Raw genomic sequence first — 23,054 nt, 5'->3', positions numbered from 1 at the left:
TCAATGGAAGGCCGCCTATGAACAAAGCAACGCTGAACAGAACAACGCTGAACGGTTTCGCAACCGCATGCGTCCTGGGGCTCGCGCTCGGCATCGTCCCGGCCACGGCACAGGAGGCCGGGCGAACGAAGGTCGGCACGCTCACCTGCAGCATATCACCTGGGGTTGGAATGATCGTCGGGGGACAGCGGCAACTGAGCTGCATCCTTACGTCGGCGAAGGGCAGGGCACGCGAGCCTTATGATGGCACCGTCAGCACGCTCGGAATCGACATTGGCGCCACGTCCGGCGGCCAACTGGCATGGGCAGTTTTTGCGCCGACAACACTGCGCCGCGGCGCGTTGGCGGGAACCTATGTGGGTGCGACCGCCGGCGGCACAGTTGGCGCCGGCGTGGGCGCCAACGTCCTGGTCGGAGGCTCGGACCGCACGGTCACCTTGCAGCCGGTGTCCGTGCAGGCGCAGACCGGCCTGAACATTGCCGCGGGCGTCTCCAACATGGAGCTGCGGCCGGCCGCTGCGCCGCCCGCCCGGCGCAGGGCTCAGTGACTGGTATAGGCCCGGCTCATGGCTTCGTGCCGGCGTCCGTGTTCCGGAATGCCTTCTCTCCGGCATCGGACACTTCGACCCACTTCTTGTCGGGCGCGGCGTCGGCGACGTAGTTGTCGTGCCAGTTCCACCACTTGTAGGTTGGGGTCTGGGGATAGCCTTCGGGCGAGTCCTCCCAGACCTCCTGCCGGCCCAGCGGCGTGATGTCGAGGTAGTTCCAGGTGCCTCCCATCTGCTCGTCGCCGCGGTTGTTGATGAAGTAGGTGCGGAACACGCGGTCATCGTCGCGGTAGAACACGTTGGTGCCGTGCCACTCGTTCACGCCGAAGTCGGCGTCGAAGCTGTCCGTGATGGTGAACCATGGCATCTGCCATCCCATCCGCGCCTTCAGCCGCGTGATGTCCGCCTGCGGCGCGCGTGAGACAAAGACGAGGGTGGTGTCACGGGCGTTCAGGTGGGCGAGGTGGGCGACCTGGTCGGCCACCATGGAGCAGCCCCGGCAGGCGTGGTCGGGCCAGCCGAACACGCCTGGCTCGAAGAAGGCGCGATAGACGATGAGCTGACGCCGGCCGTCGAACAGGTCGAGCAGGCTGGCCTTGCCCGCGGGCCCCTGGAACGCATACGCCTTTTCCACGGCCATCCACGGCATGCGCCGGCGCTCGGCGGCGAGCGCGTCACGGGCGCGGGTCTGTGCTTTCTCCTTCGCGAGCAACTGCTGGCGGGCCGCTTCCCACTCCTGCGGCGATACGACCGGTGGTGCGTGCATGGCGGGCTGGCCGCCTTTCCGTCCGTACTCTGTCGATGTGTTCATGGCTCTTGAAACCTCCTGGATTTGGCCGAATTCTCGCGCGTCGTGGCGCGAGGCGCGTTTCCATTCGCCGCTCATGGCTCGTCGTTGGTCATGAGCCAGCTTGGCACCGGAGATCGAACGGTGGGAGTAACAAGTGTGGCGCTATTTGGTTCGAGTTGACAGCGGACGCACCATGGCTTGAGCGTTATTCAGCTCAGTTAATTGCGCTTCGGCCTGACGGTGTCCGCAGTACCCTGTATGAAGGCCTGGATTTTCACAACGTCCGCTTCCGTCAGCTTGCCGGTGAAATCAGGCATGCCTTTGTCGCGGAACGGGCCGTGGAAGACGATGTCCTTCAGATTGGCGATCTCTTCGGCGCGAACGTGGCCGAGATTTCTTATATTGCCGCCGCGGTCGACACCAGGCACACCATGGCAGCCTGCACAGGCCGCGACATAGATGTCACCGCCTTCCTTGACATCCTTCGGATCGTACTTCACTCCCTGCAGGAGACCCTCGGTCTGATACTTCACGAACTCCGGCAGCTTCGCCTTGCCGCCCAGCGCAAATGTATAGACCGTTCCCGGGTTCTGGTACTCGGTCACTCGGTGAGCAATGCCGAAAACGCCGCCCCAGCCGACCGCAATCGAAACATACTGTGTGTTATCGATCATGTAAGTTGCGGCAGCCGCGACCACGCCGGTGCCGGTCGGAGTTTCCCACAGCTTGGTTCCCGTTGCTGCGTCATAGGCGACGAAGCGGCCATCCGCTGTCCCCTGGAAAACCAGGTTGCCCGCGGTGGTCAGCGTACCGCCGTTCCACGGCGACACGTGCTCGACTCGCCAGACTTCCCTTTGATGCACCGGATCCCAAGCGAGCAGTCGTCCAAATGCAGACGACTTCGGAGGCGTGCTGTTGAAAACGACGCCGACATTCCCACCCAATATGGAGCCAAGCTTTCCCGGCGTAGCTGCATTCTGCGTAAACGACTTTTCCGGCGTCAGACTAAGCGGTAGGTGCTGCGCTGGAATGTAGACGAGGCCGGTCTGGGGATTGAACGACATTGGGTGCCAATTGTGAGCTCCGTCTGGCCCGGGAATGGAGTCGTATGGATCGTCACCGCGCGCAGCCGGTAGCTCGATGGGCCGCCCGTTGGCGTCGTATCCCGTCGCCCAATTCACATCGACGAAGTTCTTCGCCGAGATAAACTTGCCGTTGGTACGATCGACGACGAAGAAGAAACCATTCTTCGGCGCGTGCAAGATCACCTTACGCAGTACGCCGTCGATCACAATGTCAGCGAGGATCATCGGCTGGGTTGACGTGTAGTCCCAATTGTCGCCGGGCGTCTCCTGGTAATGCCAGATATATTGGCCTGTGTCGGCGTTGAGCGCGACAAGCGAGGCGAGGTAGAGATTGTCGCCGCCCGACGGACTACGGATTTTGCGATTCCAGGGACCGCCGTTTCCAGTGCCGACATAGACCATGTTCAGGTCGGGATCGAACGTGATCGTGTCCCACGGAGTGCCGCCGCCACCATTGAGCCAGTATTTGCCTGCCGGGTCCCACGTCTTGGCCGCGGCTTCCATCGAAGCGTCCTCAAACGGCTTCGATGGATCCCCGGGCACAGTGAACCAGCGCCAGAGTTGATTACCCGTCTCGGTGTCGTACGCCGTGACATAGCCGCGCGCACCGTACTCGGCGCCGCTTTGGCCGATCACGACTTTGCCGTTGAACGCGCGTGGAGCGCCCGTGATGGTGTAGGAGTGCTCGTGGTCGATCAGCGTGTCCTTTTCCCAGACCTTCGCGCCGGTCGCGGCATCGAGCGCGATCAGGCGCCCGTCATAGGCCCCCACGAATACCTTGCCCTTGTAAATGGCGACGCCACGGTTGACCACGTCGCAGCAGCCCCTATAGCCCTTTGACCGGTCGACACCTGGATCGAACGACCAGAGTTTTTTCCCGGTCCGCGCGTCAATGGCATGGACCACGCTCCAAGACGCTGACTGATACATGATGCCGTCGACGACGACGGGCGTTGCTTCGATGCCCCGCGACGATTCGAGATTGTAGCTCCAGACCAAGCCAAGGTTCTTCACGTTGTCGGTGTTGATCTGATCGAGCTTGCTGAACCGCGTTTCCGCGTAGTCCAGGCCGATGGTTGGCCAATCCTTGGATATTGTCGCGTTTGCCTTGATAAAGTTGCTGTCGACCGCCGAGGTACTCGCCTTGATGCGGTCGAGCGTCGCGTTGGTGACGCTCTGCGCCGACGCGTTGAAAGGGAGGGAAAGACCAAGGAGAGCTGCAAGAACAACTTTTATGTTACTGGAGGAGCTCTGGATCTTGAACCGATATCCCGGCGTCGTCTCCAGCGATTCACTCTCTACGTTTGATAGCGCCACGTGTGGTCCCTGGCTTACGAGTGCTTGCGCGCTCACCGAGAAGCGATGCCCGCGCCCACGGCTTGCGTTGGTCGATAGGGCGCATTCAAACTGTCTCCCGCTACTGCACGATTTCAGTCTCCCAAAAAAAGGTTGCAGTTGTAGGCGAGCGGCCAACACATGGCGGAAGGTGACTTGGACCGCGCGGTCCGAAGCGGGCCAGTGGCAACCTATTGCCGGGGTGTTGGCTCAATGCCAAAGTTGCCGAATGCAAATACGAGACGCCTTGCCAGAGGACGCGATTGCCGGCTGTATCGTGTTGAAGTGGTCGATCGCGGAGCTTTGCGAAGCTGACCATCGAAACGATCCCTCTATCCTGGCGCGATGGTTGGGCAACAAGACCCATGAGAACTTCCGCGCTTGGGTCAAGCAACCCGACAATTCAGTGCTGGTGGCCATCGAACATGGCGACATTCTCGCGGTCGGTTCAGTAACCGATGTGGGAAGGATCGGCCTTAACTATGTATCGCCTGATGCACGGTTTCGGGGAGTTAGCCGCGCCCTGTTGCGCGCACTGGAGGCGCGAGCCGCTGAACGAGGCAACGATCGGTGCAAGTTGTCAGCACCGAGACCGCCCGCCGATTTTATCTGTCGAACGGCTATGTTGAAGACGGGCCCGCGGTCGCGGTGTTTGCCTGCGGCGCGCGTGAGACAAAGACGAGAGTGGTATCACGGGCGTTCAGATGGGCGAGGTGGGCAACCTGGTCGGCCACCATGGAGCAGCCCCGGCAGGCGTGGTCGGGCCAGCCGAACACGCCCTGCTCGAAGAAGGCGCGATAGACGATGCGCTGACGCCGGCCGCCGAACAGGTCGAGCAGAGTGGCCTTGCCCGCGGGCCCCTCGAACGCATACGCCTTTTCCACGGCCATCCACGGCATGCGCCGGCGCTCGGCGGCGAGCGCGTCACGGGCGCGCGTCTGCGCCTTCTCCTTTACAAGCAACTGCTTGCGCGCCGCTTCCCACTCGTGCGGCAACACGACCGGTGGTATGTGCATGGCCGACTGGCCGCCTTTCCGTCCGCTTTCTGTCGATGTGTTCATGGCTCCTGAAACCTCCTGGATTTGGGCGAATTCGGGCGCCTCGTGGCGCGAGGCGCGTTTCCATTCGCCGCAGGCTTGGCAGCGGAAATCGAACGGTGAGAGTTACAAGTGTGGCGCTACTCGGTTCGAGTCGCTGATTGCAGCCGCCATGCGCGAGGCAGGCATTTCTGGCGTCAATTCGAATGTGGCTTAGGGCCCAGAAGCAGAAGTATCACTGACGCATTATTGGTGCGCTGCCATAAGGTGTTGGGTCGGCCTCACCAGCTCGCTTTGCTTGATGTGCCGCATGGCTTGATGCAGACTTTGCTGTCTCAAGACTTGCCTATATGAGGCAAATTCGCGACTGAAGGGCAGGCATTGCCTGCGAGGCTGACATATGAGCGCAGGGCTCGACATGTCCGCACCGCAAATGTTGCGTCATGGGCGCGACGTGTTGTTCGCGCTGTGCCTCATGGCAGGACTTGTCTTCGGTCGGGTCACGCCGGCCCTCGCGCTCGAACAGGTGTCGCTGCAACTGAAGTGGAAACATCAGTTCCAGTTCGCCGGGTATTACGCCGCGGTCGAGCAAGGATTCTATCGCGACAATGGCCTCGATGTCTCGGTTCGCGAGGGCGGTCCTGGCATCGATGCGGGCCTCGAAGTGGCCAAAGGCGCTGCCGACTTTGGCGTGTGCACGACCAGCGTGCTCGTCAATAGCGCCGAACGCGCCAACAATGTCGTCCTCGCCGTGATCTTTCAGCACTCCGCGGCGATCATCCTGGTGCTGCACCGCGCCGGCATCCATGCAGTGTCCGAGTTGAAGGGCCACGCTTTGATGGATGCCCCCGGCAGCGATGATATCGCGGCGATGCTGAAGCACGAGGGGGTCAGCTATGCGGACCTTCCCCGCATCACCCACTCCGGGAATCCGCGTGATCTGCTCAGCGGCAGGGCCGATGCGATGGTTGCCTACAGCACCAATGAGCCGTACCTGTTCGAAGAGTACGGCACGCCTTATATGGCCTTCTCGCCGCGCGCCTACGGGTTCGACTTTTACGGTGACAACCTCTGCACCTCAAGGCGCCAGATTGTAGAACATCCCGAGCGCGCAGCAGCGTTTCGCGCGGCAAGCTTGAAGGGGTGGGCCTATGCGCTCGCCCACAAGGAGGAGATCGCCGATCTGATACGACGCAAGTACTCCGCGCAAAAAAGTCAGAAGGCGCTCCTGTTCGAGGCAACACGGACCGAGCTGCTGATCGAGCCGCATCTCACGGCAATCGGTCATCAGAGTACCGCGCGCTGGAACGCCATCGCTCGCGCTTATGTCGACCTCGGCATGTTGCGTGAAGCGAAACTCGCGGAAGGGCTGATCTATGCGTCTGACGATGAAACATGGCGATCGCAGATGCGAGATCCGAGAGTGTGGGCGTTCCGTGCGGTCGTTGTCGCGATCCTGCTGGGCCGGATCCTTTATCGCCGGATTGCGCGCGCAGTCGGTGCGCTGCGACTGAGCGCGGCGATGTCGGGATTGTTCGTCCTCCTCAGCATTCCCGCGCTGATATTCATCCTCGCCTACAACTACTGGCAAAACTCGGCCACGATCAATGCGACGCTGAACGACGTCGTGGCCAAGACCAGGCGGGCTAGCATGGATGACGCGCGAAGCCTGATCAATCCGGTCGCGGCCACGCTCGAGTTGCTCGCCTCCTTCGCCGCGGAGGATCCCGAGGCCTTCAAGAAGGAGGAGAGCCGCGAGTTGCTCTTCAAAGCGCTCACGTCGGCGCCGCAGATCGACGCGGTCTATGTCAGTTTGGAGGATGGCTATCATCGCGTTGTGACCCGGATCGACGATGACCGCCGGCGCTCCGATCCCAAAATTCCAGCGACAGCGAACTGGCATTCCGCCTGTATCGACAGCTTCTCCGGCTCACCGCGACGGGTCCGACACCGCACGTTCTACGATACGTGGCCTCACGTCGTAGGGAATTATGACCTTCCGACAATCGAGGACATCAGGACCCTCGCGGGCTACCAAGCGGCGAAGGATAGCCGCGCACTGATCATCGAGGGGCCTCGGCCGAATCCAGACACCGGCTTTCCGGTCATCATTCTGAGAGTGCCTGTTGTCAAGGACGATGCGTTCGTCGGCTGTGCTTCCGCAAATATCACGCTCAACGTGCTGTCGCAGTTTCTCACCAGCCACCGCGCCAGCCCCCACAGCACCACTGTGATCGCCAATCCGACCGAGGGCACGATCATCGCCTATCCCGACCCGAAGAAAGGCGTGAGACTGGAGAACGACCGCCTGGAAATGGCCAGGCTGGATACGATTGACGACGGCAACGTACGTGAAGCCCATCGGCTACAGAGCGATACCAATCGCGACGACTTCCTCTTCCGCTCGCCGCAGGGCGGCGAAGAAATCAGCGCCTCATTTGCCCGCGTTCCTGGAAGTTTCGGCAAACCATGGGAGGTCATCACCCTGACGCCGACCGATGATTTCATCGGAACCCTCAAGCGAACGAACAAGCAGATGGTCGCCCTGATCGTTGCTCTCACCGGCATCGAGTTGCTGCTGATCTATTTCTTCTCCCGCAGATTGTCACGGCCGATCGAATGCGTGTCGCGGGACTTGCGGTCAGTCGAGGACCTGACGTTCTCATACGGGGTCGCGACGCCATCAAAGATCAAGGAGATCAAGGAACTCCAAGCCGCCGTCAAGTTGTTCGAGACGTCGCTGCGCTCCTTCTCTTCGTTCGTGCCGATGGGCATAGTCAGGAATCTGATCAAGACGGGAACCCCGCTGACGCTCGGTGTCGAACAGCGTTTCATGACGGTGCTTTTCACCGACTTGAAGGACTTTTCCACCCTGTCGGAGCAAATGGCGCCGAATGATCTACTCGCGCAACTTTCGCACTATTTTGAAGTCGTCTCGCAGGCGATAGCGGAGGAGTCCGGCACGGTCGATAAGTTCATCGGTGACGGCATCATGGCGTTCTGGGGCGCTCCGATCCATCGCGACGACGATGTGTTGCGTGGCTGCTGCGGCGCGATGCGGGCGACGAGGCGAATGGAACAGCTCAATGCGGACTGGAGTAAGCAGGGGCGACCGTCGTTGCATCTTCGGGTCGGGCTGCATTGCGCTGAGGTGCTCGTCGGCAACGTCGGTTCAAGCGAGCGGCTCAGCTACACCGTCATGGGAGATGGGGTGAACGTTGCCGCACGACTGGAGGGCATCAACAAGAATTTCGGGACCACGATCTGCATCAGCGACAGCGTGGTCGAGGCCGTCGGGCCGGAAATCGTGGCAAGGCCGATCAGAAAGGTTCAGGTCAAGGGTCGCAAGCGGGAGTTCATGATCTATGAGCTTCTGGGCATCAGGGCCAGCGACGATCCGGAGCTCAAGGCGCGGGACAATGCAACCAGACTGTGCGATTTGACATGGGAAGCCTCGTTACATTTCGAGCGAAGTGAATTCGATCAAGCCGCCCGCCGCTACGAAGATATCTTGACTGCCTTCCCCGATGATCCAGTTGCAAAGTCGCTGCTTGCAATGTGCTCGGCAAAGGCATCGGCTTAGCCAGGCGCGCGTCCTAGTCCGGCACCGGCACGTCGAACGTGTTCAGCGTGACGGAGACCATGGCGTAGATGCCGACGAGATAGGACAGCTCGGCTGCACCGTGCTCGCCGAACTCCTGCAGGGCAGCGCGATAGGTCAATTCCGGCAGCACGCCACCGTTCACCAGCGCCGAGGCCATGTCATAGGCGACCGCCTCCTGCCGCGTCAGGTCGAGCGGGCGCTGGCCGGCGACGATGGTGGCGAGCTTCTCGTCGGAGAGGCCGCGCGCCTCGGCGACCAGCACGTGGGCATAGAGCTCATAGCCCGAGCGGAAATGCGATCCGGTGACGAGGATCGCGACCTCGCGCACCGGTGCCGGCAGCAGCGGGTTCGAGGCGACGGCCTTCACCAGATCCCACACCGGTTTGCCGAACCTCGGCTCGCGCAGCCAGGGATTCCAGGGGCCGAGCAGCGCGCCGTCGGCGCGCATGTTCACGAAGCCCTTGAAATGGCGTTCGATGCCCTTGCGCATGTCGTCATAGAGCGGCTTCTGCTCGTCGGTCAGCTCGGTCGGATCGAGGATGGGAAGGCGCACGGTAAAGCCCCTCTCTCTGATGAAAATCCAAAAGAAGATTTGAGGGTGGCCTGCGTGGCGGCACGAAGCAAGTGAAGTTGCCGTGACATGCGATCGGGCGAGATGCGGCCGATTCGGCTTCCAAATTTGTCGGCGATTTGCCTTAAGTCTGACCGCCGCGACGCGGCGTCAGTGTGAACCGCAAGCCGTCGCTGGCCAGGAAATAGAGCGGCCGCATGTCGTGCGGACCGAAAGCTGCAGCAGTGAGCGGACCGCCGAAGCAGGCCCCGGTGTCGAGATTGACGCGATTGCTGCGAAGATCCGGCCTGCTGGTGTCGGTCGGCGTGTGGCCATGGACCACGAACGCGCCGTGCCAATCCTCCGAGGACAGGAACGGTCCCCGGATCCAGAGCATGTCGCGCTCGGATTGCGCGTCGAGCGGGACGTCCGGGCGCACGCCGGCATGAACGAAGAACCGATCATGGTCGTGAAAAGAGAGGGGCAGCGCCTTGATCCAGGCGAGATGGTCCGGCGGGATATCGCAGGGATCGTCGACGCCGTAAGCCGCCAGCGTGGCCTCGCCGCCGTTCGACCACCATTGAATCAGCTCGGCGTCCGAGCGGTCGCGCTTGGCCGCCATCATAAGCATGTCGTCGTGATTTCCGCGCAGGCAGCGAAATCTGGACGGCGCGGCGGCCTGCTCGCGCATCAGATAGGCGATCACCTCCCGCGACGCCGGACCTCGGTCGACATAGTCGCCCAGCAGCACAAAGTCGTGGTCGGCATCTTCAGCGCATTTGCTGCAGAAGCGGATCAACGATCTCAGTTCGTCGAAACACCCGTGGACGTCTCCAATCGCGAAGGTGAGACGCTTAGGCATGCTGAATCTCCATCAAACGTCTAATACTTGGCACCACGGACCGGCACTCGCCATGCAAATATTTCTTGGGAATGTTCCATAACGTGTAAGTTTCTTAGGGCCTCGAGCGAATGGCTTAAGTTCTGCAGCCAAGCCCGACGTCGTAGACGGTCAAAACTCCAGCGGTGCATTGTCCACCACCTCCTTCATCACGAAGAATGTTCGCGTCTGCCGGACGCCCGGCAGCGCGATCAATTGTTCGCCGTGGATGCGGTTGAAGTCTTCCATGTCGCCGACGCGGATTTTCAGGAAGTAGTCGAAGTCGCCGGCGACGAGGTGACAGTCGAGAACGAATTTGAGTTTCGCGATCGCCTGCTCGAAGGAAGCAAAGCTTTCAGGCGTGGAGCGATCGAGCACGACGCCGACCATGACAAGCGCGCCCTTGTCGACCTTGCGCGGGGCGACGATCGCGCGGACTTCCCTCACGAAACCTTCCTCGAACAGGCGCTGGGTGCGGCGATGACAGGTGGCAGGGCTGACGCCGGCCTTGTCGGCCAGTTCGGCGTTGCTCAACCGGCCGTTCTTCTGCAGCAATCGCAGGATCTTGAGGTCGATGCGATCGAGCCCGGCAGTCATGGAAGATTCTTTCATTACTTCGCATATTCGTGAGAGAACTGGCGGTACTAGCGCAGGTTTGGCGTAATAGAGCATAAAGTGCCCAGTCGAAATAGAGAGCACCTTTCGGCCGGCCGGTGCTAGGAATCCGCATCGAGACCATGCCATCAACGGGGACCACGATGCTGGAAAAATTCGCGCGCTATCCGCTCACCTTCGGGCCGACGCATATCGAGAAGCTGGAGCGGCTTTCGAAACATCTCGGTGGCAAGGTCGAGATCTTTGCCAAGCGCGAGGACTGCAATTCGGGGCTCGCCTTCGGCGGCAACAAATTGCGCAAACTCGAATACATCATCCCCGATGCGATCGCGTCCAACGCCGACACGCTGGTGTCGATCGGCGGCGTGCAGTCGAACCACACCCGCATGGTTGCGGCCGTCGCCGCCAAGATCGGCATGAAGTGCCGCCTGGTGCAGGAAAGCTGGGTGCCGCACGAGGATGCGGTCTATGACCGCGTCGGCAACATCCTGCTCAGCCGCGTGATGGGCGCCGATGTGCGCCTGGTCGACGACGGCTTTGACATTGGCATCCGCAAGAGCTGGGAGCAGGCGATCGAGGAGGTGAAGGCCAAGGGCGGCAAGCCCTATGCGATCCCGGCCGGCGCCTCCGTGCACAAATATGGCGGGCTCGGCTATGTCGGCTTCGCCGAGGAGGTGCGGGCGCAGGAGAAGGAGCTCGGCTTCAGCTTCGACTATATCGTGGTCTGCACCGTGACCGGCTCGACCCATGCCGGCATGCTGGTCGGCTTCGCCGCCGACGGCCGCGCGCGAAACGTGATCGGCATCGATGCCTCCTTCACGCCGGCGCAGACGAAGGCGCAGGTGCTTTCGATTGCGCGGAACACTGCCGATCTCGTCGAGCTCGGCCGTGATATCGTCGAAGACGATGTGGTGCTGCTCGAAGATTACGCCTATCCGGCTTACGGCGTGCCGTCGGACGCGACCAAAGAGGCGATCCGGCTCTGCGCGCGGCTGGAAGGCATGATCACCGATCCCGTCTACGAGGGCAAATCCATGCAGGGCATGATCGACCTCGTGCAGAAGGGCTTCTTTCCGGCCGGCTCGAAAGTGCTCTACGCCCATCTCGGCGGCGCGCCGGCAATCAACGGTTATGCGTACACGTTCCGAAATGGGTGACGCGACGGAGAGCCGTAGGGTGGGCAAAGCGAAGCGTGCCCACCCTTTCGAGCGGAGTGTTGATGGTGGGCACGGCGCAAGTGCGCCTTTGCCCACCCTACGGCTCCTCACTTTGTGGTTGACGAGATTTTGCACTAAGAACAAAATGGGAACATTAAGCGTGGCTGCGCCGCCCGACAGTCGACGTTCGCGTGCAGCTTGCGGATGAGTTCCGAAGCTTCCTATGATGGGGCCCTGGCTGGGGAGTGAAGTATGAGATTTGCGATCAGCGCGGTCGTCGCGGCCGCGTGCGTTGTTTTGTCCGTGACGTCGTCGCATGCGCGCGGGCCGTATGGCTCGATCACGATAGGCAACTGGCAGGGCGGCGCCTATACCGACGACAACAGCGGCAACTTCACTCATTGCGCCGCCGGTGCCTCCTACCAGAGCGGTATCTATTTTCTGGTCCTGATCGACGCCCGCGGCAATTGGCGCCTGGGATTTTCCCATCAAGGCTGGCGGTTGACGGCCGGCGAATCCTTTCCGATGACGCTGACCTTTGACGGCGAGCAGCCCTTCAACGTGTATGGGCGGCCGCTTGGGGCACAGCTTGTGGCGGTCGACATGCCGCTCAATTCGTCGCTGATCAATCAATTTCGCAAGGCGCGGACGATGAGCGCGTTCGCCGAGGGCCAGCTCTTCCAGTTCAACCTGAACCAGACCGCGCAGCTATTGCCCGCGCTGGTCACTTGCGTCGAAAGCGTCAGGAAGAACGGGCTCGCCAATGCCGGTGAGTTCGCGGTCGCACCGCCGAAGCAGGCCGCCGCACCGTCGACGGCTGCGCCGGCGCAGCCCAGTGCCGCGCCGCCGAAGCAGGCCAAGCCCGTCAACAAGACCGGCACCGGCTTTGTGGTCAGCGGCAACGGACACATCGTCACCAACAACCACGTCATCAGTGGCTGCGACGAGATCAACGGCAATCTCGGCGGCGAAGCGCCGATCAAGCTACGGTTGGTCTCGAGCGACGAAACCAATGACCTGGCGCTGCTACAGGCACCGAGCCCGTTCAAGGAGGTCGCGACCATCCGGGAGTATTCGGTGCAAACCGGAGACGGCGTGATTGCGATCGGCTATCCCTATCACGGGCTGTTGACGTCGGATTTCACCGTCACCACCGGCATCGTCAGTTCGATGAGCGGCATGTTCAACGACACCCGCTTTCTGCAGATCAGCGCCGCGGTGCAGCCAGGAAACAGCGGCGGTCCGCTGCTCGACTTCACCGGCGCCCTGGTCGGCGTAGTCTCGGGCAAGCTCGATGCGATCAAGGTGGCGCAGGCGACCGGCAACATTCCCGAGAACATCAACTTCGCCATCAAGACCGGTGCCCTCAAGGATTTCCTCGACAACAGCGCGGTGGCGTATCGTGCCACCACACAACGTGACCCGAACAAGGAAACCGCCGAGATCGCGAAAGCCGCCCGCGGCTACACGCTCCTGATCTCCTGCACCGCGAGCGAGAGCGCGAGGGCGAAGAAGGCGGCTCGTTGACGCAGGCACGCCCGCCTATGGCGCGTCATGCCGCGCGTCGCAGCGTGTGCAGCGTAATCTCCGGCGGGCAGTTGAGGCGGACCGGCAGCAGGCTGGTGCCGGCGCCGACCGAGGTGTAGCCGGCCATCTTGCCGTAACTCCAGGCGCCGGCGCCGAAGGCACGCGGCAGCCTTGCTTCCAGCTTGATCGCGATGCCGCCGGGCAGGCAGAGCTGGCCGCCATGGGTATGCCCGCTCAGCATCAGGTCGAAGCTTGCGGCCGCCGCCGCCCGGTACACTTCCGGCGTATGCGAAAGCAGGATCGAGAAGGCGTCGCCGGGAATCGGCGCGGCGGCCTTGCCGATGTCGTCGGCGCGATAGAAATGCGCATCGTCGACGCCGGCGAGATAGATCGCTTGATCGCCGCGCCGGATCACCTCGCACTCGTTGAACAGCATCCGGATTCCCATCGCTTCCAACGCCGGCGTCATTCGGATCGTGTCGTGATTGCCAAGGATGCCGTACACCGGCGGCTTCAGCGCCGCGATCACCGGCGCAAGATAGTCGAGGCTCTTGTCGAAGGGACCAAAGGTCTGGCCGCGATAGTCGCCGGTCAGGACGCAAATGTCGTAGGCGAGGTTTGCGACCATGCCGGGCAGCCGCCGCATGGCGCCGGCACTCATGTCGGCGTGCAGGTCGCTGATATGCAGCATGGTGAAACCGTCAAAGCTCTTGGGCAACACGGTCGAGGCAAGCTCGTTCCGCCTGAGGCACACGCGGTCTGCGTTCTGCCGCGCACGGCCGTATAGCCCCGCAATTTTCAGCGCCGTTGCGATGACGCCCGGCGCAAGCAACGAGTTCTCCAGGTTGAAGAACAGCGTGCCCTGGCCGAACAGTTGCGCCTCATGCTCGGTCTCGTCGTTGAGCCGCCGCCTGACGTGCTCGGCGCCGATCCGCTTGATCAAGTCCTGAAGGCCCAATTCGTGCATGGCTGTCACCATAGCAAACGGGAATGTCGCCGCCTAACGCTGAGATCGGGCGTTCACCCTTCGGTCGCCCGTATCAGCGCGATCAGGTCGTCGCCGTAATGCTCGAGCTTCTTGTCGCCGATCCCGGCGATGCCGCGAAGCTGGTCGAGCGTCGTCGGGCGCATGGCGGCGATGCCGTCGATGGTGGAATCGTGCAGCACGACATAGGCGGGCACGCTGCGCTGCCGCGCCACCTCGGAACGCCAGGCGCGCAGCGCGGCATGAAGCGTGGGATTGGCGGCCTTGCCCTGGCCGGCCGCCACAGGCGCAAGCTCGCCGCGCCGCGACTTGGACCGGATGGCGCGGTTGCGCGCGCCTTCCGCCTGCTCGCGCAGCAGCACCTCGGTCTCGCCCTTAAGGACGCCGCGCGCGCTCTCGGTCAGCTTCAGCGCGCCGAAAGCCTCGCCGTCGGCCCAAAGATGCCCCATGGCGACAAGCTGGCGCAGCACCGCGCGCCACTGCTTCTCGTTGAGCTCGCGGCCGACGCCGAATACCGAGAGCTGGTCGTGCCCGAACTGCTTGACGCGGTCGGTGAGGCGGCCGACCAGCACGTCGATCAGGTGCATGGCGCCGAAGCGCTGGCCGGTGCGATAGACGCAGGACAGCATCTTCTGCGCCAGGATCTTGCCGTCGCGCACGCGCGGCGGCGACAGGCAATTGTCGCAATTGCCGCAATTCTCTTCCCTTTGCATCTCGCCGAAATAGGCCAGCAGGCGCCGCCTGCGGCAGCCCACGGTTTCCGCCAGTGCCACCAGCGAATCAAGCTTGCCGATCGAGACGCGCTTATAGGCATCCGAGCCGGTGGACTCATCGATCATGCGGCGCTGCTGCACGATGTCGGAGAGGCCATAAGCCATCCACGCGCTTGATGCCTTGCCGTCCCGTCCCGCGCGGCCGGTCTCCTGGTAATAGGCTTCGATGCTCTTGGGCAGATCGAGATGGGCGACGAAGCGCACGTCCGGCTTGTCGATGCCCATGCCGAAAGCAACCGTGGCGACGATGACGATGCCGTCCTCGTTGATGAAGCGATCCTGGTTGCGTGCGCGCACGCTGGGCTCCAGCCCGGCGTGATAAGGCAGCGCCGGGATGCCGGCCGCGCTGAGCGAGGCCGCGACGTCTTCCACCTTGGCGCGCGACAGGCAATAGACCACGCCGGCTTCGCCCGCATGGCGCTCGGTGATGAACGCCTTCAACTGCGTCATCGAATTCACCTTGTCGATGATCTCGTAGCGGATGTTCGGCCGGTCGAAGCTCGAGACAAAGCGCGGCGCGTCGCCAAGCGAAAGCCGTTCGGCGATCTCCTCGCGCGTCAGTTCGTCGGCGGTCGCGGTGAGCGCCATCCGCGGCACGTCGGGAAAGCGCTCAGCGATCACGGAAAGGCCGATATATTCCGGCCGGAAATCATGGCCCCATTGCGAGACGCAATGTGCCTCGTCGATCGCAAACAGTGCGATCTTGGCCTGCGCCAGCAGGCCGAGGCAGCGCGGCGTCACCAGCCGCTCCGGCGCGACATAGAGCAGATCGAGATCGCCCGCGATCAGCCGGCGCTCGACTTCGCCTGCTTCCTGCGGCGACAGCGTCGAGTTCAGCACGGCCGCGTTGACGCCGGCCTCGGTGAGGCCCGCGACCTGGTCCCGCATCAGCGCGATCAGCGGCGAGACCACGATGCCGCAGCCCTCGCGCAGCAGCGACGGCAACTGGTAGCAGAGCGATTTGCCGCCGCCGGTCGGCATCAGCACCAGGCAATTGCCGCCATCGGTCACATGCCGGACGATCTCTTCCTGCGCGCCCCGGAACGCAGTGAGGCCGAACACGGAATTGAGCACGGCAAGCGCATCCCTGATGTCGCCGGACGCTCGGTTGAGGACAGAATCCATGTCGGTTTCAAACGCAGTCAAGAAGCGGTGATCGGGGGCCCCGCCGGCGAACGATGCCGGGATATCCGTGTTAAAACACGGTCCAACCACAAACTCAAATGGCCGGCATGGCGAGATCGCCACGGATCATCGCAGGCATTGTCGCTGTCGCGCTGGTTGTGGGCGCGGCGGCGGCCTTTGCGATGGTGTGGCGGCCGGCAATCGCCGCGATCGAGCCGCCGTCACCGGCATCGTTCGATCCAGCCGTGGTCAAGCGCGGCCGCGAACTCGCCGCGCTCGGCAATTGCAACAACTGCCACACCCGGCGGGACGGCCAGGATTTTGCCGGCGGCCTGCCGGTGCCGACCCCGTTCGGCGTGGTCTTTTCCTCCAACATCACGCCGGATCCGCAGACCGGCATCGGCCGATGGTCGGAAGCTGCGTTCGGGCGTGCCATGAGCACCGGCGTCAACCGCGAGGGCCAGCATCTCTATCCGACCTTTCCCTATGACCACTTCACCAATGTCACCGACGAGGACGACCGGGCGCTGTATGCGTTCCTGATGACGCGGCCGCCCGTGCATGCCGTGGCGCCGCGGAACGAACTCGTTTTTCCGCTGGACCAGCGGCCGATCATCGCGGGGTGGAAACTGCTGTTCCTGCGCCGCGAGACGTTCCAGCCGGATCCGGCAAAGAGCGCCGAATGGAACCGGGGCGCCTATCTGGTCGACGGCCTCGCCCATTGCGGCGCCTGCCACACGCCGCGCAATGCGCTGGGCGCCGAGCGCGTGAGGGCGCAATTTGCCGGGGGCGAGGCTGACAACTGGCGTGCTTATGCGCTTAACGACCGCGCGCATGCGCCGGTGCCGTGGAATGCGGAGTCGCTTTACGCTTATTTGCGCCATGGCTGGCATCCCGATCATGGCACCGCACGCGGGCCGATGGCGGAGGTCGTGAGCAACCTTTCCACGGTGCCCGACAGCGACGTGCGCGCCATCGCCATCTATATGGCCGACGTTTCCGGCGCGCCGAAGCCGGAACGCAATCGCGTTGCTGTGCTCGCGCAAGCCGAATCGGCACCTGCACAAGGAGACCCGACGGGTGGGGCGATCTACGCTGCGGCCTGCGCTGCCTGCCATGAATCCGGCCGGCCGCTGCCCTATGGCGGCGTCAACCTTGCGCTGAGCACCGCGGTCACGAGCCCCGATGCCCGCAACCTCGCCAATATCATTTTGGCCGGCGTCCCGGCGGTGGCGGGCGAACGCAGTCCGATCATGCCGGGCTTCGCCGCCAGCATGACCGACGCGCAGGTCGCTTCGCTCCTCAATTACCTGCGCGCGCGCTTCAGCAAGGAGCCGCCCTGGGCCGACGTTGAAAAGACCATTGCGGATGCGCGCCGCACCCAGACCGCGCTTCTCCAGACGTCCGCCGGCCCGCGCGATGCGCCGGCCGACCCTTCGCAGCGAGACCAGCCATGATGACATTGAAGGTCAACGGCCAGGAAAATCATATCGATGCCGATCCCGATACGCCGCTGCTCTACGTGCTTCGGGACGATCTGAAACTCAACGCCGCCAAGTTCGGCTGCGGGCTCGGCCAATGCGGCTCGTGCACCGTCATCGTCGATGGCAAGGCGGTGCTGTCCTGCGTGACGCCACTGCTGCTGCTCGAAGGCAAGCAGGTGACGACGCTGGAAGGTCTCGGCACCGTGTCCGCGCCGGCGCCGATCCAGCGCGCATTCATGGAAGAGCAGGCCGCGCAATGCGGCTATTGCATCGCCGGCATGATGATGCGGGCGCAGGCGCTGCTGCTCAGAAATCCAAAACCGACCGACGCCGAGATCCGTGCCGAGTTGCAGCCGAATCTTTGCCGTTGCGGCACCCATATGCGCATCCTGCGCGCGGTGCATCGCGCCGCGCGACTGATGGATACGGCGGATGCATCCGCAAACGAGAGGAGCGGCCAATGAATGCGCCTGTCATCCTCGACCGCCGCCGCGTGCTGCAGGGTGGCGGCGCCCTCATCGTCAGCTTCTCGCTAGGCCGCGCATTCGCGGAAGAAGGGGCGCCGGCGGTTGCGGGACCAAAGCGTCCGGGCAGCCTCGCGACCGCGCCCTATCTTGATTCGTGGCTCCGCATCGACGCCGATGGCCGCATCACCGCCTTCACCGGCAAGGCTGAACTGGGGCAGGGATTCAAGACGGCGTTCCAGCAGATCGCCGCCGAACAGCTCGACGTTCCCTTCGAAGCGATCCACGTCGTCACCGCGGACACGCAACTCACGGCCAATGAGGGCTATACCGCAGGCAGTCACTCGATGCAGGATTCCGGCACCGCGATCCTGAACGCCGCCGCGCAGGTGCGCGAACTCCTGGTCGCGGAGGCGGCGAGGCGGCTCGGTCTCGCCGCCGAGAGCCTGAAGACCGATAACGGCGCGGTCGTCGATCCGGATGGCAGGCGGATCACTTACGGTGAACTGGTTGCCGCCGACATGCTCCATGTGCAGGCGCAGGCGCAATCGAAATTGAAGGATCCCGCGACCTTCAAGATCATGGGCCATCCGGTGCCGCGCGTGGACATCCCGGCAAAGGTCACGGGCGGTGAGGCCTATGTGCAGGACATGCGACTGGCCGGCATGGTGCATGCGCGCGTGGTGCGGCCGCCGAGCTGCGGCGCGCAGCTCGTCGAATGCGATGGCTCGGCCGTCGAGAAACTGCCCGGTGTCGTCAAGGTCGTGCGCGATGGCAATTTCCTCGCCGTCGTCGCGGACAAGGAATTTCAGGCGGTCAAGGCGATGAACGCGCTCGCCGCCGCCACGAAATGGAAGGAAAGCCCGAGCCTGCCGAAGCAGGATGATTTGCTCAATGTGATCACCAGCCTGCCCTCCCAGGGTTCCACAATCCTCAATCGCAGCGATCCTTCCGTCTCCGGCCAAAAGACCATTGAGGCCATTTACACCCGTCCCTATCAGTCGCATGGCTCGATCGGGCCATCCTGCGCCGTGGCGCATTTCGTCGAAGGCGCGATGACGGTCTGGACGCACACCCAAGGCGTGTACCCCGACCGCCAGGCGATTGCGGAGATGCTGCGCATGCCGCCTGCGAGCGTCCGCCTGATCCATGTCGAGGGCTCCGGCTGCTACGGCCATAACGGCGCCGACGATGTCGCGGCCGACGCCGCCTTGATCGCGCGTGCGCTGCCGGACCGGCCCGTGCGCGTGCAATGGATGCGCGAGCAGGAACACGCCTGGGAGCCGTTCGGGCCGGCGATGGTGACGAAGCTGAAGGCCTCGCTCGACGCCGATGGCCGCATCGCCGACTGGAATTTCGCGGTGTGGAGCAACACCCATTCGATGCGGCCGGGCAATGCGGGCACGCTGCTTGCCGCGCAGCACATGGCGCAGGCCTTTGCCGTTCCGCCGCCAAAACCGTTGCCCTTGCCGGAAGGCGGCGGCGATCGCAACGCGATCCCGCTCTACACGTTTGCCAACGCGCGCGTGGTGCATCACTTCATTCCGGCGATGCCGCTGCGGATTTCGGCGATGCGCGGGCTCGGCGCCTATCACAACGTGTTCTCGATCGAGAGTTTCATGGACGAGCTTGCGGGGCTCGCCGACGCCGATCCGGTCGAGTTTCGCCTGCGGCATCTCGAGGATCGGCGCGGACGCGATGTCATCGAAAAGGCCGCGCAGGAATTTGGCTGGAGGCGGGATCAGAAACCGCAAGCCGGTCGCGGCTACGGCTTTGCCTTCGCCCGTTACAAGAACCTTGCGGCTTATTGTGCCATCGCGTCCGAAGTCGAGGTGGTCAGCGAGACCGGGCGCGCGCGGCTGTTGCGCGCGGTTGCAGCAGTCGATTCCGGGCAGGTTGTCAATCCGGACGGGCTGACCAACCAGATCGAGGGCGCGATCATGCAATCGATGAGCTGGACGCTGTATGAGAGCGTGAGCTTCGACGACACGCGGATCACCAGCGTCGATTGGCAGACCTATCCGATCCTGCGCTTCGACGCGGTGCCTGACCGCATCGACGTCCACATCATCAACCGCCCCGGCCAGCCGTTCCTCGGCAGCGGCGAGACCGGCCAGGGCCCCGCCGCAGCCTCGATCGCCAACGCCATCGCCCACGCCACCGGCAAACGCCTGCGCAACCTGCCTCTGACCCGTAAACGCATCAAGGACGCGATCGACGCGTGAGGCTGCTCCGGCTTCGCCTCACATGTGCAGCCAGCCCGTAGCCCGGATGGAGCGAAGCGCAATCCGGGACCACTCGTGCCGGCCGGCAAAGACCCCGCATTACGCTTCGCTTCATCCGGGCTACAAGGCCCGATCTACTGATACGTCGCGACGATATCGGACACTGCGCGCTCGAGCTGTTGGGCGGTGGCGCATTGGCGTACCACGCTGCAGAAGGTCGCGTAACGCGGCATCTCCGAATCGCCGAAGCCCCAGGTCATGCGTCCTTCGGGGTTGAGCCAGACCAGGCGTTTCGAGCGCTCGGCGATGCGGCGCAGGATGTCGGCGCGCGGATCGAGATTGTTGCTGCGGGCATCGCCGAGCACGATGACGGTGGTCTGCGGCGTGATCGCGTCCATCCAGCCCTTCTCGAAATCGGCAAGCGAATTGCCGTAGTCGGAGGAGCCGAAGCCGACCTTGGACATGATCTCGGCCATCGCCGCCTCAGGCGATTTCTCCTCCAATATGTCGCTCACCTCGATCAGATGGCCGGAGAAGGCAAAAGAGCGGACGTCGTCGACCACTTCGTGCAGCGAGTGGATCAACAGCAGGAAGAAATCGGACACCCGCGCGACCGAGCCGGAGACGTCGCAGAGCGCGACGATCTTCGGCCGGTCGCGGTGCTTGCGCTTCCAGGCGGTGAGGAAGGGCACGCCGCCCCAGGCCGCGTTTCGCCGCAGCGTGCGGCGGACGTCGAGATGGCCGCGGCGCTGGCGCTTGCGCGGTTTGGAGTAGCGTTCGCGCAGGCGGCGGGCGATCTGGCGGATCAGCGCGCGCATCTGCTCGACCTGGCGCGGCTCGATCCGGGCGAGCGGCGCATTCCGCAGGATCTCGTTGCGCAGGTTCTCGGTCTCCTCGCGGCCGTAGAGCAGAAGCGCCTGCGAGACCGTGTCGCGGACGGTGCCGCGCAATCCGTCAAGCGCCGCCTGCAGCCGTTCGGCCAGCGCCGGGTTGGTCGCGGTCAGATTGTCGAGATCGTCGCGCAGGCGCTGGATGCCCATGGCGTCCAGGATACGGCCCGAGAAGATGCCGCGCTGGGTGAAGTATCGGATGTTGGAAAGCGAGGCCGCGCCCGAGGCATTGGCGATCGCCGCCGATATCGCGTTGCGATCCTGCGACAGCAGCATCTGCGCGAGGGGGCCTAGATTCTCGGCTTGCTCGCCGCCGCCGCTTTCGCTCGAAGAATCGGAGCCGGCGTCGGAATCCGCCTGTTCCGAATTGTCTGCCTTGTTCTCTTCCGCCGTATCCTGCGCCGGCTCGGGCTGGCTGAAGAACAGATCAAAACATTCGCCAAGCGCGCGCTTCTCGTCCTGCGACTTGGCGAGCGTCAGCAGGAAGGTGTCGCGCAGAACGCCGCGATCGGCAAAGCCGACCTTTGAGACCGCGCGCATCGCATCGATACTTTCGGCGGGCGAGACCCGGACCCCGGCTCCGCGCGCGGCACGAAGGAACCGATGCAGGTTCTCGCGCATGGCGTCTACCCGAACACGCCCTGCCGCGACGCCTTGGCGATAAAGGTGGTGAACTGCGGCCGCGCGGCCTCGATGTCGGCCTCGTATTTGAGCAGGACGTTCAGCGTATCCCTGACGATCTCGTGGTCGAGCTCGGTCGCCTGCAGCAGCACCAGCACGCGCGCCCAGTCGATGGTCTCGCTCACCGACGGCAGCTTCTTCAGGTCGAGGGTGCGGATTTCATGAATAAAGCCGACCATCTGTCGGCGCAGCGTCTGCGAGATGCCGGGCACGCGGCTCTCGACGATGCGCTCTTCCAGCTTCTGTTCGGGGAAACCGATATGCAGATGCAGGCAGCGCCGCTTCAGGGCGTCGCCGAGATCGCGCTCGCTGTTGGAGGTCAGGATCACGGTCGGCGGCGCGATCGCCGAAACCGTACCGAGCTCGGGAATGGTGACCTGGAAATCGCTGAGGATTTCGAGGAGCAGCGACTCGAACTCGGCGTCCGATTTGTCGATCTCGTCGATCAGCAGCACGCAGCCCGCCGGCTGCTCCAATGCTTGCAACAGCGGCCGCGGCTCGACGAATTCCTTGGAGAAGAACACATCGCCGAAGGCGTGGAGCTGGTCGAGCGCCTGATGCAGCGTCTGCGCGCCGCCCAGCACCTCACCGAGCTTGTCCTTCAAGATCTGCGTATAGAGGAGCTGTTTTGCATACTTCCACTCATACAGCGCCTTGGCCTCATCGAGCCCCTCGTAGCACTGCAGGCGGATCATCTTCATGCCGCGCCAGGTGGCGATCGCCTTCGCCAGCTCAGTCTTGCCGACGCCCGCGGGGCCTTCGACCAGGATCGGTTTCTCGATCTCTTGCGACAGATAAACCGCGGTCGCGATTTGCCGGCTCGCGATATAGCCTTGCGCGGCGAGACCGCTTTCGACGGCCTCGATCGAGGCCGCAGGCCGATTGTCAGCCACCGATGTAAGCTCCGGATTTGCCTTGGTGCATCAGATTGTTCTGCCTGCCTTGGCCGCAAAGCACAAGGCTCGTTTGCGTGAGGGCAGGCCCGGTTCCGGCATTTTCCGCCTAGCGATATTTGTTCTCGATCGGGGAGCGAACTCCGCTCCACCTCGCCCCGCCTGCGGCTGTCCGATTCACACATCGCGGAGCGCCAGACTGGTACCAAATTTGATGCGCTGGAAGGCTTCGAGCCCCAGGCGCATCGTTTTCGGCCCGGGCTTGCCATAGTAGCCGTCCCATCCGCCCAGACGGGCAATGACCCAAGCGGCGAAGGCCAGTGAACCTTTAGGGTGCGCGTTCTTTTGCCGCTCGGTCTTGCCTTCCAGTTTGGCCGAGACGGCTTCGAGGATGGGTTGATCGGCA

16 protein-coding genes and 3 pseudogenes are annotated in these 23,054 nt (G+C 63.3%); 8 read left to right on the top strand and 11 right to left on the bottom strand.

The genetic code is table 11. The features are described from left to right. Positions 1–17: 17 nt before the first annotated feature. The gene (locus AAFX91_RS13575) at positions 18–548 is read left to right on the top strand and encodes a DUF992 domain-containing protein (RefSeq protein WP_394566822.1); all 531 of its coding nucleotides are present in this window, start codon (positions 18–20) and stop codon (positions 546–548) included. Positions 549–564: 16 nt separating this feature from the next. Here AAFX91_RS13575 and AAFX91_RS13570 read toward each other — a convergent pair whose 3' ends face one another. Both AAFX91_RS13570 and AAFX91_RS13565 read right to left on the bottom strand, forming a co-directional pair. Continuing rightward, on the bottom strand, positions 565–1,359 hold the full coding sequence (locus tag AAFX91_RS13570; protein WP_165420995.1) for a thioredoxin family protein: 795 nt from the start codon (positions 1,357–1,359) through the stop codon (positions 565–567). Positions 1,360–1,556: 197 nt separating this feature from the next. Then, a complete protein-coding gene (locus AAFX91_RS13565) occupies positions 1,557–3,659 on the bottom strand; it encodes a PQQ-dependent dehydrogenase, methanol/ethanol family (protein WP_394566829.1) in 2,103 nt (700 codons plus the stop codon). Here AAFX91_RS13565 and AAFX91_RS13560 point away from each other — a divergent pair. Then, positions 3,571–4,278, top strand: a pseudogene (locus AAFX91_RS13560) (hypothetical protein); the annotation flags it as partial. The gene AAFX91_RS13565 and the pseudogene AAFX91_RS13560 sit on opposite strands and share 89 nt — an antisense overlap. A 124-nt stretch (positions 4,279–4,402) precedes the next feature. On the opposite strand, the pseudogene AAFX91_RS13555 reads toward AAFX91_RS13560, so the two are convergent. Next, a pseudogene (locus AAFX91_RS13555) lies at positions 4,403–4,819 on the bottom strand (DUF899 family protein); the annotation flags it as partial. 394 nt (positions 4,820–5,213) lie between these two features. Between AAFX91_RS13555 and AAFX91_RS13550 the strand changes: the two are divergent. Further along, positions 5,214–8,378 (top strand): ABC transporter substrate-binding protein, encoded by a 3,165-nt coding sequence (locus AAFX91_RS13550; RefSeq protein ID WP_394566821.1) that lies wholly within the window; start codon positions 5,214–5,216, stop codon positions 8,376–8,378. Between the two features lie 13 nt (positions 8,379–8,391). On the opposite strand, the gene AAFX91_RS13545 is transcribed toward AAFX91_RS13550, so the two are convergent. The 3 genes from AAFX91_RS13545 to AAFX91_RS13535 form a co-directional block, all read right to left on the bottom strand. Then, positions 8,392–8,952, bottom strand: coding sequence for a carboxymuconolactone decarboxylase family protein (locus AAFX91_RS13545; RefSeq protein WP_130577426.1), 561 nt, complete (start codon positions 8,950–8,952; stop codon positions 8,392–8,394). A 142-nt stretch (positions 8,953–9,094) separates the two neighbouring features. Then, positions 9,095–9,811: a metallophosphoesterase family protein gene (locus AAFX91_RS13540; RefSeq protein ID WP_394566820.1), complete on the bottom strand. Its 717-nt coding sequence runs from the start codon at positions 9,809–9,811 to the stop codon at positions 9,095–9,097. Between the two features lie 150 nt (positions 9,812–9,961). Beyond that, positions 9,962–10,426 (bottom strand): Lrp/AsnC family transcriptional regulator, encoded by a 465-nt coding sequence (locus AAFX91_RS13535; RefSeq protein ID WP_130577428.1) that lies wholly within the window; start codon positions 10,424–10,426, stop codon positions 9,962–9,964. A gap of 161 nt (positions 10,427–10,587) precedes the next feature. Here AAFX91_RS13535 and AAFX91_RS13530 point away from each other — a divergent pair, with 161 nt between their 5' ends. Further along, a complete protein-coding gene (locus tag AAFX91_RS13530) occupies positions 10,588–11,601 on the top strand; it encodes a 1-aminocyclopropane-1-carboxylate deaminase (RefSeq protein ID WP_130577429.1) in 1,014 nt (337 codons plus the stop codon). A 252-nt stretch (positions 11,602–11,853) separates the two neighbouring features. Continuing rightward, positions 11,854–13,128 (top strand): S1C family serine protease, encoded by a 1,275-nt coding sequence (locus tag AAFX91_RS13525; protein ID WP_130577430.1) that lies wholly within the window; start codon positions 11,854–11,856, stop codon positions 13,126–13,128. A gap of 25 nt (positions 13,129–13,153) precedes the next feature. Here the strand turns inward: AAFX91_RS13525 and AAFX91_RS13520 are convergent, their stop codons facing one another. Both AAFX91_RS13520 and recQ read right to left on the bottom strand, forming a co-directional pair. Next, on the bottom strand, positions 13,154–14,095 hold the full coding sequence (locus tag AAFX91_RS13520) for a metallophosphoesterase (protein WP_130577431.1): 942 nt from the start codon (positions 14,093–14,095) through the stop codon (positions 13,154–13,156). A gap of 53 nt (positions 14,096–14,148) precedes the next feature. Beyond that, positions 14,149–16,011: a DNA helicase RecQ gene (gene recQ, locus AAFX91_RS13515; RefSeq protein ID WP_394566819.1), complete on the bottom strand. Its 1,863-nt coding sequence runs from the start codon at positions 16,009–16,011 to the stop codon at positions 14,149–14,151. Positions 16,012–16,118: 107 nt separating this feature from the next. On the opposite strand from recQ, the gene AAFX91_RS13510 reads away from it, so the two are divergent. Genes AAFX91_RS13510 through AAFX91_RS13500 form a run of 3 tightly spaced genes read left to right on the top strand, consistent with a single transcriptional unit; the run spans position 16,119 to position 20,184 of the window. After that, positions 16,119–17,468 (top strand): cytochrome c, encoded by a 1,350-nt coding sequence (locus AAFX91_RS13510; protein ID WP_130583307.1) that lies wholly within the window; start codon positions 16,119–16,121, stop codon positions 17,466–17,468. Next, complete coding sequence (locus AAFX91_RS13505) at positions 17,465–17,959, top strand: (2Fe-2S)-binding protein (protein ID WP_130583306.1); 495 nt, start codon at positions 17,465–17,467, stop codon at positions 17,957–17,959. Before AAFX91_RS13510 ends, AAFX91_RS13505 begins: the two co-directional genes overlap by 4 nt. Beyond that, positions 17,956–20,184, top strand: coding sequence for a molybdopterin cofactor-binding domain-containing protein (locus tag AAFX91_RS13500; RefSeq protein ID WP_394566818.1), 2,229 nt, complete (start codon positions 17,956–17,958; stop codon positions 20,182–20,184). Before AAFX91_RS13505 ends, AAFX91_RS13500 begins: the two co-directional genes overlap by 4 nt. A gap of 134 nt (positions 20,185–20,318) precedes the next feature. Here AAFX91_RS13500 and AAFX91_RS13495 read toward each other — a convergent pair whose 3' ends face one another. From AAFX91_RS13495 to AAFX91_RS13485, 3 genes and pseudogenes are all read right to left on the bottom strand, one after another. After that, complete coding sequence (locus tag AAFX91_RS13495) at positions 20,319–21,695, bottom strand: VWA domain-containing protein (RefSeq protein ID WP_130583305.1); 1,377 nt, start codon at positions 21,693–21,695, stop codon at positions 20,319–20,321. 5 nt (positions 21,696–21,700) lie between these two features. Further along, positions 21,701–22,648: an AAA family ATPase gene (locus AAFX91_RS13490; protein WP_394566817.1), complete on the bottom strand. Its 948-nt coding sequence runs from the start codon at positions 22,646–22,648 to the stop codon at positions 21,701–21,703. Positions 22,649–22,825: 177 nt separating this feature from the next. Further along, positions 22,826–23,054, bottom strand: a pseudogene (locus tag AAFX91_RS13485) (transposase); the annotation flags it as partial.

Source organism: Bradyrhizobium sp. 31Argb, from assembly GCF_043638955.1.
Classification (GTDB): domain Bacteria; phylum Pseudomonadota; class Alphaproteobacteria; order Rhizobiales; family Xanthobacteraceae; genus Bradyrhizobium.
The sequence above is the reverse complement of the archived record's forward strand: the minus strand, read 5'-3'. Positions and strand labels throughout refer to the sequence as shown.